The sequence below is a fragment of the Nonomuraea lactucae genome (assembly GCF_003313395.1).
Lineage (GTDB): Bacteria > Actinomycetota > Actinomycetes > Streptosporangiales > Streptosporangiaceae > Nonomuraea > Nonomuraea lactucae.
Genome location: NZ_QNFZ01001012.1, coordinates 1 through 14275, shown reverse-complemented (window position 1 = coordinate 14275; position 14275 = coordinate 1). Strand labels below are relative to the sequence as shown.

The window sequence follows — 14275 nt, the reverse complement described above, 5'->3', positions numbered from 1 at the left end:
CGGCCCGGAGGCCGCGGGCGACGCGGCCGGCCATCCCGTCCAGGTCGGCGTGGCTCGCCGTCTCCGAACCGCACACCACCGCGACGGCGTCCGGGGTCTGGCGTGCCCGCGCCTCGACGAGCTCGTGCAGGCCCGCGCTCGGATGCGCGCGGCCGGGGCCCCGGGACAGCTTTTCCACCTGCCCGGCCGCCGCGGGCGACAGGAGCGGGACGTCCTTGACCGGCCGCGAGTAGTCCCCGGTCGCGTTGTCGGCGAACTCCACGAAGGTGTCGAGGAACTGGGAGACGAGATCCGGCCGCAGCCGCCCGGCGTCGTAGCTGACGAGCCCCGTCAGCGAGCGCTCCCGCGGCGCGAAGCGGATCACCATCGGGCACGGAGTGCCTTCGACGCGGTGGATCCCGTCCAGCAGGAGCAGGGGAGTGGTGTTCAGCAGGCGCCGGGCCTCGTCGGGCGGGTGGTCCTGGTTGGTGTACGCGCCGAGCACCGTGCCGCGGACCAGCTCGACGGCGCTCCGCACGGAATCGCCGAGATCCAGCCGATCCTGGACGACCACCATCCCGCCGGCTCCGTCGCGCCTGTAGGGCGGGGACAGGACCGTGGTCAGCCCGTCGTCGGCGTAGCGCGCGGCGACGCACTTGAACAGCGCGACGAGGACGATGTACAGCGACAGCTCGGAGCCCTTGCAGACGCGCAGGATGTCATCGGCCCGCAGGGCGAATTCCTCGTGGGCCAGGCCCGCCGGACCGGGGGCGGTGGCCGACAGCGCGTCGAGAAACGCGTCGGCGTCGGTGCGCACGCCGCGGCTGCGCCAGTAGTGCCGCTGCCGCCGGTACGTGGCCGTGTCAGGCGCGTCGTCCATCGTGCCCCCTTCAGAAGCCCAGTTCGGCGTCCGCGACGAGCGCGGGATCCACGGAGGGCGCCGTGCCGGCGTCCAGGGCGGCCGACACTCTCCGGTTGAAGTCCCGGAGGGCGTCCTTGATCTGGCCGGTGCTCCAGCCCCTGCTCGTCAGGCAGAAGAGGCCCGGGAAGTCGAAGTCGTTCTGCGGGAGCCAGGTCGAGCCCGTCACCGTCCCGTGCAGGTGGTCCACCCAGGACGCCGCCTCGGCCGCCGTCATCGAGTCGTGCGACCATTCGAACTGCGAGTTGGCCAGGCCGTACCTGTCCGCCTCCTGATGGATGGGCGTCGTCCTGTCGTAGTACCAGAGCTGGGCGCGGAAGAAGTCGGGCCGCCCTTCCTCGATCAGGTCCGTCGTCTCCCGCACCGTGCGCTCGGTCTCGCCGGGAAAACCGACGATGAACGACGCGTAGGTCAGGATGCCGGCGTCCTTGAGGAGCGCCAGCCCCCTCCGGTACGCGTCGGCGGTGACCTGTTTGCGCATGTTGGCCAGGATGGCGTCACTGCCCGATTCGAGGCCGAGGAAGACGCCCTCGCAGCCGGCCTCCTTCATGAGCGAGACCGTTTCCTCGTTGGCGTACTGGCATCGGAAGTTGCAGTTCCAGCGGAACGAGTAGCCCCGCTCGGCCAGGCCGCGGAGCACGGTCACGAAGCGGTGGGTGGGGACGTTGAACGTGTCGTCGACGAAGGTGACGCTGTTCACGCACCCGAGGCTCTCGATCCGGTCGAGGTCTCTCCAGATGTCGTCCGGCCTGATGTACTCGTACGGGCCCGCGTGGGTGGGGAAACTGCAGAACGAGCAGGAGAAGGGGCAGGACCGGGCGGTCCTGACCATCACCATCCGCCTGCGCTCGCGCCGGGAGTCGCCGAAGAACAGGCGCCAGTCGACCGGATTGCCCGCCAGGTCGTTGCGCTCGGCGTGGAGCTCGCCCGCGACGTGGTCGTCGCCCCGCGCTCGCACGAGGTTGCCGATGCCGTCGAAACCGGTGCCGCTGTTCAGTGCCTGGAGGGTGCGGACGAGGGCGGCCTCTCCCTGCTCGCTCACGATGTAGAAGTCGGCCCCGATCTGGCGCAGCAGGTAGCGGAAGCCGGTGCGGTCGTGCAGTAGGAACTGGTTGCGGATGAACGGCCCACCGACGATGATCTTCACGTCCTGGTTGACGGACCTGACGAACTCGACGACCTCCATGAGCGGGAACGCGGCGACGTAGTAGGTCGTGGTCACGGCCACCGCCCTTACCCGTCCGCCGGCGAGCAGGGCGCGGAGCTTCTCCTTCCCCTCCTGGAACGAGTTGACGTAGTCGAAGGACAGGCCGTGCCTGTGCAGGAAGCTCCCGAGGTAGGCCACCGTCGCGCTGAGCATGTCGTCGTAGCTGAGGTCCGGCTCCCCGCGGAGGTGGCGCTCGTTGAGGAAGTCACGGCAGGACATCACCGTTCCGCGGTCGGCGTAGTAGCTCAGCCGGAGATCGCGGTGGGCGCCGGACAGCTCGCCCATCGCGCGGACCCGGTCTACGTGGTGTCCGAAGACCATCTGGTTGCACCCGACGACGACGCAGTCGAGCACGGAGCCTCCTAGCTCAGGTCGGATTCAGGTCGGATTCGGGTCGGACTTCAGAAGGAGAGCGGAGCCTCACCCGCGGTGAACTCTTCGGCGGTCATGGCGTCCAGCAGGTCTCCGACGGAGCCGCCGGGGTTCTCCAGCAGGCTCCGCAGGACGAGGGCGAACTTCCGCCGGATCGTGGCGCCGCAGAAGAACCGGGTGTCGGGGTCGTATCGGACGCGGATGCGGACGTCGTCGCGCTCGACCTCGACGTCGCAGTAGGCGGGGAACGTCGCCTGATCGTGGTAGCGGACGACGGGGATCGTGAACGGCAGGCCCTCGGTCTTGACCTCTTCGCGGTCGAGCGTGAAGTTCACGACGCTGTGCAGGTCGGCCGGGCGCAGCCCGGCGCAGGCCATGATGTCGCCCAGGGAGAGGTAGGAGTGCCTGCTCGCCGCGAACGCGTGGTCGCGTAACCGCCTGACCAGGTCGCCGAGCGCCGTCCCGGCGCAGACGACGGCGGGCACGGTGTTGGCCAGCGCGCCGGCCATCCGTTCGATCCCGTCGACGGGCACTCCCCGGCCGGCCGTGACGCAGCCGATGAGGCACGCGCGCCGCTGCGAGAGGTCGAGCGCGCAGACGCCCCACGCCGCCAGGATGACCGCGTTGGCCGTGGCCTTGCACGCCCGTCTCGCCGCCTCCACGTCAGCCCGCACCGCCGCACCCAGCCGGACCTCCGTCGCCGCGCTCGGCGCCGCCCGGTGCAGGCCCGAAGCCCGCCGCTCGGGCCGCGGGCGGTAACGGGCCAGGTGGTCGCGCCAGAACGTCCGAGCCTTCGCCTGGTCCTGCGCCCCCACCCAGTCGAGGTAGCTCGTGATGGACGGAGCCTTCGGATCCGGCGCCGTGCCCCGGCGGTAGATCTCGCAGAACTCGTCCTGGAGAAGGCGGAGCGTCCACGAGTCGGCGATCGCGTGGTGGTAGGTCCAGACAAGCACGTGCTCGGTCGCCGACAGCCGGAACAAGTGGCACCGCGAGGTCTGGGCCGGCAGGTCGAGGCCGCGGGTCACGTCGTACGCGGCGAACCGCTCGACCAGGGCCCGCGGATCCCGGGCGGCGCGGAGGTCACGGAAGGCCGGCTTCGCGGGGGCGCGGGCCGGGAACTCCTGCCGCGCGAGCCCGTCCGTGAAGCGGCAGCGCAGCGCGTCGTGCCTGCCGATGAGCGTGTCGAGCGTCCGCCGGGCCACCGGAACGTCCAGCTCGCCACTGAGCCGGCAGATCATCTGATCGACGTACGCGGTGCCGCCGTCGCCCTGGTGCAGGAGCAGGCCCTTCTGCACCGGGCTCAGCGCCCATCCGTGCCATCCGCCGGACCCGCCGCTCTGCCGGTCCACCGTCAGGCCAGCAGCTTGCGCAGGCTGGCGCGCACGCTCGTGAAGGCGTCCTCGATCCGTTGCGCGAAGAACTCCTCGTCGGACGGGGTGAGGCTGAGGTTGCCGTACAGGCGGTTCAGGTTCGAGGCCAGGATGCCGTGCCCGGCCAGCGCCTCGCCGAGCAGCATGAGGGGAAGGTGCTGGGATCGTCCGCGCGACGGCCCGTCCTCGGCGAAGTGGAAGATGCCACACGCGTCGATTCCTCTCATCTCCAGCCGGAAGCCGTGTCGCTCAGCCGCGTCGAGCAGGGCTGTCGTGATGCCGCGCAGGCGCTTGGCCATCTCCAGATGGCCCGCGCCTCCCGAGTCCCGGAGGATGCGGAGGGTCGAGCGGACCGCGGCCATCCCCAGCGGATAACCATTGAACGTGCCCCCGTGCACCACCCGCCTGTCCTCGTAGAGCCGCATCACCTCCCGCGAGCCGGCCACCGCCGACACGGGAAGGGCCCCGCCCGCCATGGCCTTGCCCAGCGTGGTCAGATCCGGGGTGACGCCGAGCTGTTCCTGCGCGCCGCCCGGTCCCATGCGGAAGCCGGTGATGATCTCGTCGAACACCAGCAGGGCTCCGTGCGCGTCGCACAGCCGGCGCACGTTCTCCAGGTAGCCGGGGGCCGGCCACACGCCGCCGCCGTTCATGCAGACGGGCTCCATCAGAACGGCGGCGACGTCGTCGCCGTGCGCGTCCAGCACCCGCGCGAGGGCCTCGGCGTCGTTCCACGGGAGCAGGAAGGACTGGTCGCGAAGGACGTCGCGCGCCTTGCCCAGGGTGTCGGCCGCGTCACCGGGGAACTCGCGGGGGACCGGGTGGGCCAGGTCGCCGACCGCGCCGCCGAGAAGGTTGTCGGCGCTGCCGTGGTAATGGGTGTGGAAGCGAATGAAGCGGTTCTTGCCGGTGTGGGCCCTGGCCAGGCGCAGCGCGTTCTGCACGGCGTCGGTGCCGCTGAGCGAGAATCGCACCATCTCGGCACCGGGCACGAACGCGCAGATCAGCTCCGCTGTCTCGCACTCGGCGGTGCCCAGGTTGGCCGCCGAGATCTCGCGCAGCGTCCCCGCGATGCCCTCCACATAACGCTCGTCATTGTGGCCGAGAATATTCGCGCCGAACTTGCCGCACAGGTCGAGGTATTCGTTTCCGTCGAGGTCCCAGACCCGCGAACCGCGGCCTTTCACGAGATGTAGATTCTTGGCTTCCCAGCGCGTCCGGAAACTGTAATGCACCCCTCCGGGGACGACTTTCCGGAGCCGTTTGTTCTGCTCTTTCGAGGCCGGAGTCTGGTATCCACTCATTGTCACGCCCCGTATTCCTTGCTCTCGACCGTAGTCTTATACCGGTCCAAGGGTCCGTCAAGGGGCGTTTATTACGGTGCGTTTCGCTCATATCGTGAGACTGCGGGCGATCAGCCAATTGCCCACCCGAAAGTAATATGTCGGGACATAGTGGTCGCGACGGGTTCGCCGATCAACTACTTTCGCCGGGTTCGGGGTGCTCGATGTGGGCGTCGGGACCTGGGAAGACCAAGGTCTCGTGCTCCTCCTCGAACCATCGCACCAGATAGGGCGGCGTGCCGTCGTCATGCCGCAGGGCGATGATGACACCGATGCGCCGCGGCTCGCCCTGATGCGCGCCTTCCACCACGAGCCGGTCACCGACTGCTGCCTTCATGGCTCCTCCTGGAGTGCTCTCAGGCCACATGCCCGCGATGGAGCAGGCCGAACTCCCGCCGCCGAGAGTCGGGACTTCCGTCCCTACTCAGGCGGCTTCCCCGGCGATGGGATGGAGATGTCGAGGAGGTGCAGCATGCGCACCAAGGTGAAAGACATCATGACCACCCAGGTCGTGTCGGTTCTGGCGGACACGCCGTTCAAGGACATCGCGGAAACGCTCATCGCCGACGCCATCAGCGCCGTCCCCGTCCTGGACGGCTACGACCGGGTGATCGGCGTCGTATCGGAGATGGACCTGCTGCGCAAGGAGGAATTCCGCGACCAGTACTACCGCGAGGGCTACCGTCCGCCATTGCGGGCCAGGCTCCGGCACCGCGACGCCAAGGACAAGGCGGCGGGCGACACCGCGGCCGAACTGATGACCGCCCCGGCCATCACCGTCACGCCCGAGACCTCAGTGGTCCAGGCCGCCCGGCTCATGGACGAGCACGACGTCAAGCGACTGGTGGTGGTGGACGCCAACGGCCGCCTGGCGGGCATCGTCTCGCGGCACGACCTGCTCAAGGTGTTCGCCCGCGGCGACGCCGACATCGCTCGCGAGATTCGCGACGAGGTGCTTGAGCGCTCGCTGTGGGTGGAGACCTCCAGGGTCCGGGTCGACGTGGCGCACGGCGTGGTGACGCTGAGCGGTCGCATCGACCGCCGTAGCGATGCGCGGATCGCCGGACGGCTGACACAGCGGGTCAACGGCGTCGTCGACGTCGTCAACGAGATCGCGTGGGACGAGGACGACACACGCGCCTGAGGTGCTTCAGGTGTCGAAGCGGCGGCGGGAGGCCTCGATGTGGCCGAGGTACTGGTGGGTCCAGTCGCACATTCTGTGGACGGTCTCTCGCAGGGCCCGCCCCGGCTCGGTGAGGGTGTACTCGACCCGCGGCGGCACGGTGGGGTGCACGACCCGCTCGACCAGGCCGTTGCGCTCCAGCATGCGCAGGTTCTGGGTGAGCATCTTGTGGCTGATGCCCTCGATCTCATTCCGGCACTCGCCGAAGCGCAGGGTGCGTCGGCCCAGGACGTCGATGATCAGGAGCGCCCACTTGTTGGCGACGTCGGAGAAGATCTCCCGCGCCAGCGAGTCCGCGCGCGTCAGGTCCGCTTCGTCGGGCGAGCCCGTGAACTGCTTGGTCACCATGAGGTTCCCCAGTCACTGAAAAGTGCGTTCTTCCATGTCAGCGAACACTCTCCTACAGTTCCTCAGTAACTACAAGAGACCAAGAGAGTCTTGGTTCGAAGGAGGCGGGCAGCATGGCCATCACCCTGGTGAACCCCAGCGGATTGCCGGTGATCGATGTCTACCGGCAGGTGTCGATAGCGACCGGTTCGAAGCTGGTCTTCATCGCCGGGCAGGTCGCCTGGGATGCCGATGGGGTCACGATCGGCGAAGGTGATCTCGCCGCTCAGGTCGAGCAGTGCTACCTCAACGTCGGCACCGCCCTGGCCGGGATCGGTGCTTCCTTCGACGACGTGGCGAAACTGACCGTCTACGTCGTCGACTGGACCCCCGACAAGATGCCCCTGTTCCTGGAGGGGGTCACCCGGGCGGCCTCGAAGCTGGGGGTCACCCCGGTGCCGCCGGGCACGCTGGTGGGCGTCGCGGCACTGGACGTACCCGACCATCTGGTCGAGGTGGAGGTCACCGCGGTCATCGACTGACCTCGCCGACGCCCGGCCTGGCTACAAGTTGGGCGGGAAATGATCTACTTTCTGAACACCGAATCGATCAAGACTCATGACGCTCTGAACTGGGCACCGGCCCGATACAGCAGATCGTCGAGGGAGTCAGATGAGACGTGTTCGAGGCGTGATGTTATGCCTGTTATCCGTGGCAGCCGCGTTTGCCGTGGCGCCCGTGCCGCCCACACAGGCGGCGCTGGAACCACCGCCCACCGACCCGGCCGTCGAGAGTGTCCCCGAGGGCATGCTGGCCGCGATGCGGCGCGATCTCGGCGTCACCGATGCCCAGGCGCGCGAACGGCTCCGGGACGAGGCCGAGGCCCGCAAGACCGAGAAGAGCCTGCGCGCCTCGTTGGGCGGCCGCTTCAGCGGTGCGTGGCTCACTTCCGGCGGCGCTCGGCTCGTGGTGGCGGGCACTGACCCGGCGTCGGAAGCGGTCGTGCGCGCGGCCGGAGCCGAGTTCCGTCTGGTCCAACGGAGCGCTGACCGTCTTGGGCGGGCCATGTCGCTTCTGGATAAGAATGCGAAGCGGGCCGGCCCGCGGGTGCACTCTTGGCGCGTCGACGTGCCGTCGAACCGCGTCGTCGTGCAGTCGGAGGACCAGGAGTCCGGCGAGCGGTTCGTCCGGGACAGTGACGTCTCCGCGGACGACGTACGGGTGGTCGCGGTGCCGGGCGGCGGACCCAAGCCGGGGGCCAACCTGATCGGCGGCGAGAGATACAACTTCTCGGTCGGTACGGGCGCGGCGAACTGCTCGGTCGGCTTCGCGGTGCCCGGCGGTTTCCTCACGGCGGGCCACTGCGGGGCCGTCGCCGGCGGCGTCGGCGCCCCTACCACCGGGGCCAACGGCGCGAGCCAGGGCAGATTCCTCGGAGTGTCGTTTCCCGACAACGACTACGCCTGGGTAGGGGTGAACGCCGACTGGGCGCCCATACCGTGGGTGACCGATCACAACAACGGTGTGATTCCGGTGACCGGCTCTGAGGAGGCGACAATCGGCAGCTCCATCTGCCGCTCCGGCGCCACGACCGGCTGGCGCTGCGGCACCGTCAAGGCCAAGAACGTCACGCTGGACTACGACTCGCCCCCGGCGATCGGGACCGTGTACGGGCTCACCGAGACCTCGGCGTGCGCCGCGGGTGGCGACTCCGGCGGCCCGTACCTGTCGGGCAACCAGGCCCAAGGCTTGATGTCCGGCTATGCCTTTCCGTGTGACACCGATTGGGCCACTTCGTGGTTCCAGCCGGTCAACGAGGCGCTCGACGCCTACGGCCTGACCCTCAAGGCGTTCGGCGGGCGCAATGCCGGCCGGCTGATCGGGCTGGGCAACCGGTGCATCGACGTGCCGAACGGCAACGCCGCGGACGGCCAGTATCTGCACGTCTGGGACTGCAACGGGACCAATTGGCAGACCTGGTGGTGGCCCGGGGACGGCACGGTCCGGGCGTTGGGTCTCTGCATGGACGTCGCTGGTGGGGCGGTGAACAACGGCGCGACCGTCCAGGTGGCCCGGTGCAGCGGCGGCCCGGCGCAGCAGTTCGTGATGAACAACGGTGAGCTGGTCAACCCGCAGTCGAAGAAGTGCGTCGACATCCGGGGCGGCGGCTCCGGCAACGGTGGACGCCTGCAGATCTGGGACTGCCACGGCGGTGGCAACCAGAAGTGGCGTCACGGCTGACGTCCACAGTCGGGGGGTGAGACCCGGGCGGTCGTGCCGTGGCGCGCCGCCCGGGTCTCCGCTGTCCGCCCCGTGTAACGGCGGCTTTACCTGGTGGTAGCGGGGGATGGTGTGGGCGGCACCGGCAGCCCGGCGTAGATCTCATCGAGGACTGTCGGCAGCAGGGCGTTCGCCGTGGTCTTCCCCTCGGGCGACAGGGTCAGGTTCGTCCATATCACGAGCGTCACGTGGTTGTCCGCGTCGTAACCGATGAACGAGTTGAAGCCCGGTAGCTCACCGCCGTGGTAGTACATCGAGGCGTTCTGCCCGAAACGCTGATAGGAGATGCCGTAGCCGTACTGCTGCCCATCGGGTGCGTCCGGGTTCTCGGGTTGCAGGCTGTCAAGCCATTGTCGCTGGTACTCGGCATTCAGGACCTTGCCTGAGACCAGTGCTCGGATCCACGTGGCCAGGTTGTCCGCGGTGGAGATGACGCCGCCGGCGGCGGTGGCGTAGGAGGGGTTCTGGTTGGTGTAGTCGACGGGCTGGAGCGTTCCGTCGCGTGCCGCGGTCTGCATGCCGGCGGGATAGTCCTTGTCGACCAGCGCGTAGGCGGATCCGCCGTACATGTAGCCATGCGAGTAGCGGTCCGGGATGGAGTTGTCGTCGGCGGCGGGAAGCGACGTCTGCCGCAGTCCGAGCGGGCCGGACAGTCGGTCCTGGAACTGCTGGCCCAATGGGCGCCCGCCGGCCTTCTCGGCTATCAGACCCAGCAGCGCGTAGTTGGTGTTGTTGTAGTCGTAGGACGTTCCGGGCGGGAACCGCGGCGGGTGCCGGAACGCGATGGCCAGCACCTCCTGCGGTGTCCAGGCCCTCGTCGGGTCCGCGTCCAGAGCCGCCGCCAGTTCGGGTGCAGCCGTGTAGTCGTAAAGCCCGCTGCGCATCTTCAGCAGCTCTGCGATGGTGATGTTCCTGCCGTTGGGCACATCTGGCACGTATGTGGACACCGGATCGTCGAACCGGAGTTTGCCGTCCTGGGCAAGCAGCACGATCAGCGCCGACGTCATGGTCTTGGTGTTCGAGGCGATCCGGACATGAGTGTTCGCATCCGGCGGCGTCCGCGTGCCCAGCTTCGTGGTGCCGACCATCGCTTCGAAGGTCCCCTCCGGGGTGTGTAGCAGGACCGCCGCCCCGGGCACGAGTAGCTTCTTGGCGGCGGCGTCCACGGCGGCCTGAAACGCGGCCGGATCGATGGGCTTCAGCGCCGGGGGCGTCGGCTCAGAGGTGAACGGGCAGTTCGCGATCAAGAGGGCAACGCACAGCACGAGCCCGGCGATGCGGGTGGGGCGCGCCTTCCCGGAACGACGTCCTCCGTGGCCGGTGCTCAGTCCGTTCTTGGCCTCGGAAACCCTCAAACAGGACATTTTACCATCTGTCCAACTCGCTGGGCTGGCGGTGCTGGGCCGCTCATGGAGTCCTCGACGCACCCCCACGCCATGGCCGCGACCCTGCGCGAACGCGGCATGGACCGGGCGTTCAAGGTGACCACGGGCTCCCTGCACGACGTGGTCCGCGCGCTGGAGCGGGCCGGGTGGATCGAGGCGTACGAGACGGTCCGGGTCGGCGCGCGGCCGGAGCGGACCGTCCACCGGATCACCGCGCCGGGGCGCGAGGAGTTCGTGCGCTGGGTGGACGAGCTGATCCGCGTCCCTGCCGCCCCAAGTTCCTGTCGGCGGTCAGCTACCTGGGCGCCCTCGGGCCGGACGGCGCCGTGGCGACGTTGCGGGAGCGGGCCGGCCGGGTCGGCGCGTCGCTGGAGGAGACCCGGCGCGAGCATCGCAAGGTGCCGGAGGCCGGCGAGGCGCCGCGCCTGTTCGTGATCGAGGTCGAGTACGCGGTGCGGATGCGGGAAGCCGAGCTTGGCTGGATCGAGGAGATCGTCGGCGCCGAGCTGGGGGCGGCGGTGTCGTGGGGGCAGGAGGTGATCGGCCTCGCCCAGGACGGCGACGGGTCGAGGTGACCGTCCAGGCCGGGGATGAGACCGGGCGCAGCCGGGTCGACTACCTGGTCGGCTGCGACGGCAGCCGCAGCGTCGTGCGCAAGCTCGCCGGGATCGGCTTTCCCGGCACGCCGGCCGGCATGTACGGCCTGCTCGCCGACGTCGAGCCGGCCGACCCGGACGACCTGCGGTTCGGAGTGAACGAGGGCGAGCACGGCACGGCGTTCGTGCTTCCGCGTCCTGCCACGTGCGGATCGTGTCGTGCTGGCCGGGGACGCCGCGCACATCCATCCGCCGGCGGGAGCGGTCGGGGGAACGTGGCCCTGGCCGACGCGGTCAACCTGGGCTGGAAGCCGGCGGTCACCGGGCTCGGGCGCGCGCCGGACGGCCTGCTGGACAGCTACCACAGCGAACGGCACGAGGCCGGGGACGGCGCGGTGGACGTCCACCATGCCCGCTGTCGCGAACAGCCTGACCTCGAAGGGCTGCTCATGCGCCCCGACGGGCACACGGCCTGGATCTCCACCACGACCCGCCGCAATCCGCCGACACCCTGACCACGGCCTGGCCACCTGGTTCGGCGATCGGGGACTCGGTGCCCGCCGGTGACCCGCGTCGTATGCGCGTTCCAGTTGCGCTGCGACGGGAGGGCCAGGCCGAAGGAGGCCGAGGCGGGGTCAGCCGCCGAGGGCTGCCGCCATGCGGTCGAGGTCGGCGAGGAGGGCGGCCAGGCGCCGCTGCGGGATCGCGTCGATCATGTCCCGTTCGATGGCGTACACGGCGGACCGGGCCGCGTACAGCCGGCCGCGCCCCTCCGCGGTGAGGTGGGTGGGGAGGGCGCGGCCGTGGTCGGTGGTGGCGGGCCGGGAGATCAGGCCTTCGTCCTGGAGGCCGCGGAGAACGACGTTCATGGACTGCCGCGTGACGAACGTGCCGCGGGCGAGCTCGGCGTTGGACAGGCCGGGCCGCTGGTCGAGGAGTTCGAGGCAGGCGTACTGCGGCACCGTCAGGCCGTGCGCACGCAGCGCTCTGTCCATGGCGCCGCGCAGCGCCGCGGCGGCGCGTTTGAGGCGGTATCCCACGTGCTCGGTGACGTCCTGAGCGGGGTGGGGCGGGTCCACGGGCTTGAGGTCTTCCATGTCAGGATTTTGACATAGGGACCGGCTGTGAGTACAGTCCCTGTATGTCAAAGTCCTGACATCAAGGAATCGAGGAACCCATGACTGTCACCGTCGACGGCCCCGACTTCGTCGCTCTGCACGTGCGCGATGTCGAGGCGGCAGCCGCCTTCTGCGAACGGCACCTCGGACTGCGGCGGGCACCGGCCTCGCCTCCCGGTGCCGTGGTGTTCGCCACCGAGCCGATCCCGTTCGCCGTGCGCGAGCCGCTGCCGGGCGTGAAGCTCGACGGCGTCCCGCGGCCCGGTCTCGGGGTGGCCCTGTGGTTGCGCACCGAGGACGCCCAGCGACTGCACGACGAGCTCGCCGCCGCCGGGGTGCCCATCCTCAGCCCGCCGCAGGACGGTCCCTTCGGCCGCATGTTCACCTTCAGCGGCCCCGAGGGCTACACCCTCACCGCGCACGGCGGCTGACCCTCGAGGCGACGCGAGAAGCCGGGCGGCCGGTCCTCAGGAGTCAGGTTGTAGGTGAGCCTTCCTGCGCCGAGGATCGGTGGGGGCGGTGCCAGGGTGAGCGCGGGTGCGTCGCCCGTGGGCGGGCCGCCACCCGTATGGCGTAGGCGGGGCGATCGGAGGCGGGCAGCTTGATCAGGAGCTGGACGCAGCGGCGGTCGCCGCCGTCCAGAACCACCGGCTCGCCCGGGGTGTCGGGGGTCATGTGGCCACCGGCAGGCCGGCCAGCCGCCATTCGAGCATGCCCTCGTCCAGGCGGACGGCGTGCCGGCCGCGCGCGGCCAGGGCGCGCACCGCTTCACGGGCCAGCACGCAGTAGGCGCCGCGGCAGTAGGCGACGATGGCGCCGTCGGCGGGCAGTTCGTCCAGGCGGTCGGCGAGCTGGTCGAGCGGGACGGACAGGGCACTGGGGATGTGCCCGGCCGCGTATTCCTCGCCGGGGCGCACGTCGATGAGCGTGACGCCGCCCTCGGCGATGCGTTCCTGGAGTTGCTCGCGGGTGAGCTGTTCGGTGTCGCCAGGGCCGAAGTAGGCGGCGCGGGCCCGTTCGACCTCGGCCTGGTGGGCGGAGCCGACCTGGCGCAGCAGCGCCCACAGCGCGCCCACGTCGCAGCCGGCCAGCCGGTAGAAGACCTTGGTGCCCTGCCTGCGGGTCGTCACCAGCCCGGCCTGCTTGAGCACCTGAAGGTGGTTCGAGGCGGTGGTCAGCCCGAGCCCGGCGGCCTGGGCGAGCGCTTCGACCGAGCGTTCGCCCTGGGCGAGGAGGTCCACCAGCTCCAGCCGTCTGCCGCTGGCCAGCGCCTTGCCCACGGCGGCGAACGCCTCGTACAGCTCTGTTTTGGCCGCTCTGTCACCCATTGACATTCCTCCATAAATCCATGGAATAGTGTAGGAGATGGCGGTGGAGGAGGCAACATGGTGATCCCGATCGTGGACGAGGGGCTGGGCAACTCGTCCTACCTGCTCGACCTGGGCGACGGGCGGGCGCTGGCGGTGGACGCCTCCCGTGACCTGCGGGAGCTGCGGAGCCAGGCGCGACGGCATGGCCTGACGGTGGGCCTGGCCGCCGACACCCACCTGCACGCCGACTTCCTGTCCGGCGCGCTCCAGCTGGCGGCCGAGGACGGCGCGACCATCCTGGCCTCCGCCGACGGGCACCGGACCTTCACCCACCGCGGCCTGCGCGACGGCGATGAGGTGGACCTGGGCGGGCTCACGTTGCGGGCGCTCGCCACGCCGGGGCACACCGGCGAGCATCTGGCGTTCCTGCTCCTTGACGGCTCGACGCCGATCGGGGTGTTCTCCGGCGGTTCGCTGATCGTCGGCTCGGCGGCTCGGACCGACCTATCCGGTCCTGAGCGGGCCGAGGCGCTGGCGCGGGCCCAGTACCGTTCGCTGCGCCGCCTGGCAGCGCTGCCGGACCACGTCGCGCTGTGGCCGACGCACGGGGCAGGCTCGTTCTGTTCGGCCCCGCCCGGTGCCGAACGCACCTCCACCATCGGCGCCGAGAAGGCGACCAACCCGCTGCTCCAGGTCTCCGACGAGGACGCCTTCGTGAAGCGGCTGCTCGACAGTCTGGGCAGTTTCCCGCCGTACTTCCTGCGGCTGGCCGAGGCCAACCGGGTCGGCCCGCCGCCGGTCGGGGACCTCTCACTGGCGCCGCTGGACGCCGCGGCCGTGCGCGGCCTCGCGGCCCACGGGGCGGTGCTCGTCGACGTGCGGCCGG

Annotated in this window: 16 protein-coding genes and 2 pseudogenes; 8 read left to right on the top strand and 10 right to left on the bottom strand. The window is 70.0% G+C overall.

Annotation, left to right across the window (positions count from 1 at the left end; all coding sequences use genetic code 11):
- The 5 genes from DQW85_RS36895 to DQW85_RS36875 all read right to left on the bottom strand — a co-directional run.
- A partial coding sequence (locus tag DQW85_RS36895) for a hypothetical protein (RefSeq protein ID WP_162795677.1) occupies nucleotides 1-859 on the bottom strand: 859 nt, incomplete at its 3' end.
- A gap of 10 nt (nucleotides 860-869) precedes the next feature.
- Nucleotides 870-2459 carry a radical SAM protein gene (locus DQW85_RS36890; RefSeq protein WP_113704375.1) on the bottom strand — a complete coding sequence of 530 codons (1590 nt, stop codon included), beginning with the start codon at nucleotides 2457-2459 and terminating at the stop codon, nucleotides 870-872.
- 47 nt (nucleotides 2460-2506) lie between these two features.
- Entirely contained in the window at nucleotides 2507-3826 is a 1320-nt protein-coding gene (locus DQW85_RS36885; RefSeq protein WP_162795676.1) for a condensation domain-containing protein, read from the bottom strand.
- A gap of 2 nt (nucleotides 3827-3828) precedes the next feature.
- The gene (locus DQW85_RS36880; protein ID WP_205315687.1) at nucleotides 3829-5034 is read right to left on the bottom strand and encodes an aspartate aminotransferase family protein; all 1206 of its coding nucleotides are present in this window, start codon (nucleotides 5032-5034) and stop codon (nucleotides 3829-3831) included.
- Nucleotides 5035-5323: 289 nt separating this feature from the next.
- Nucleotides 5324-5527 (bottom strand): DUF1918 domain-containing protein, encoded by a 204-nt coding sequence (locus DQW85_RS36875; RefSeq protein ID WP_113704372.1) that lies wholly within the window; start codon nucleotides 5525-5527, stop codon nucleotides 5324-5326.
- Between the two features lie 135 nt (nucleotides 5528-5662).
- Here DQW85_RS36875 and DQW85_RS36870 point away from each other — a divergent pair, with 135 nt between their 5' ends.
- Complete coding sequence (locus DQW85_RS36870; protein WP_113704371.1) at nucleotides 5663-6334, top strand: CBS domain-containing protein; 672 nt, start codon at nucleotides 5663-5665, stop codon at nucleotides 6332-6334.
- Between the two features lie 6 nt (nucleotides 6335-6340).
- On the opposite strand, the gene DQW85_RS36865 is transcribed toward DQW85_RS36870, so the two are convergent.
- Entirely contained in the window at nucleotides 6341-6721 is a 381-nt protein-coding gene (locus DQW85_RS36865) for a winged helix-turn-helix transcriptional regulator (RefSeq protein ID WP_113704370.1), read from the bottom strand.
- Between the two features lie 113 nt (nucleotides 6722-6834).
- Between DQW85_RS36865 and DQW85_RS36860 the strand changes: the two genes are divergently transcribed.
- Together DQW85_RS36860 and DQW85_RS36855 are read left to right on the top strand one after the other, a co-directional pair.
- Complete coding sequence (locus DQW85_RS36860) at nucleotides 6835-7242, top strand: RidA family protein (RefSeq protein WP_113704369.1); 408 nt, start codon at nucleotides 6835-6837, stop codon at nucleotides 7240-7242.
- 169 nt (nucleotides 7243-7411) lie between these two features.
- Entirely contained in the window at nucleotides 7412-8941 is a 1530-nt protein-coding gene (locus tag DQW85_RS36855; protein ID WP_205315686.1) for a ricin-type beta-trefoil lectin domain protein, read from the top strand.
- Nucleotides 8942-9027: 86 nt separating this feature from the next.
- Here the strand turns inward: DQW85_RS36855 and DQW85_RS36850 are convergent, their stop codons facing one another.
- Nucleotides 9028-10569 (bottom strand): serine hydrolase domain-containing protein, encoded by a 1542-nt coding sequence (locus DQW85_RS36850; protein ID WP_240197672.1) that lies wholly within the window; start codon nucleotides 10567-10569, stop codon nucleotides 9028-9030.
- A gap of 122 nt (nucleotides 10570-10691) precedes the next feature.
- Here DQW85_RS36850 and DQW85_RS46205 point away from each other — a divergent pair, with 122 nt between their 5' ends.
- Both DQW85_RS46205 and DQW85_RS47790 read left to right on the top strand, forming a co-directional pair.
- Nucleotides 10692-10940 (top strand): hypothetical protein, encoded by a 249-nt coding sequence (locus DQW85_RS46205; protein WP_205315688.1) that lies wholly within the window; start codon nucleotides 10692-10694, stop codon nucleotides 10938-10940.
- Nucleotides 10889-11026 (top strand): annotated as a pseudogene (locus DQW85_RS47790) (FAD-dependent monooxygenase); the annotation flags it as partial. The gene DQW85_RS46205 and the pseudogene DQW85_RS47790, both read left to right, overlap by 52 nt.
- Here DQW85_RS47790 and DQW85_RS48385 read toward each other — a convergent pair.
- Nucleotides 10981-11166: a hypothetical protein gene (locus DQW85_RS48385; protein ID WP_420819212.1), complete on the bottom strand. Its 186-nt coding sequence runs from the start codon at nucleotides 11164-11166 to the stop codon at nucleotides 10981-10983. The pseudogene DQW85_RS47790 and the gene DQW85_RS48385 overlap by 46 nt on opposite strands.
- 14 nt (nucleotides 11167-11180) lie before the next feature.
- Here DQW85_RS48385 and DQW85_RS45100 point away from each other — a divergent pair.
- Nucleotides 11181-11476 (top strand): annotated as a pseudogene (locus DQW85_RS45100) (FAD-dependent monooxygenase).
- A gap of 120 nt (nucleotides 11477-11596) precedes the next feature.
- Here the strand turns inward: DQW85_RS45100 and DQW85_RS36835 are convergent.
- Nucleotides 11597-12058, bottom strand: a complete 462-nt coding sequence (locus DQW85_RS36835) for a MarR family winged helix-turn-helix transcriptional regulator (protein WP_113704365.1) — start codon at nucleotides 12056-12058, stop codon at nucleotides 11597-11599.
- A gap of 80 nt (nucleotides 12059-12138) precedes the next feature.
- On the opposite strand from DQW85_RS36835, the gene DQW85_RS36830 reads away from it, so the two are divergent.
- Nucleotides 12139-12510, top strand: coding sequence for a VOC family protein (locus DQW85_RS36830; protein WP_113704364.1), 372 nt, complete (start codon nucleotides 12139-12141; stop codon nucleotides 12508-12510).
- 240 nt (nucleotides 12511-12750) lie between these two features.
- On the opposite strand, the gene DQW85_RS36820 is transcribed toward DQW85_RS36830, so the two are convergent.
- Entirely contained in the window at nucleotides 12751-13407 is a 657-nt protein-coding gene (locus tag DQW85_RS36820; RefSeq protein ID WP_113704362.1) for an ArsR/SmtB family transcription factor, read from the bottom strand.
- 57 nt (nucleotides 13408-13464) lie between these two features.
- On the opposite strand from DQW85_RS36820, the gene DQW85_RS36815 reads away from it, so the two are divergent.
- Nucleotides 13465-14275, top strand: an 811-nt coding sequence (locus DQW85_RS36815) for an MBL fold metallo-hydrolase (protein ID WP_205315684.1), incomplete at its 3' end; no start/stop codon positions are given.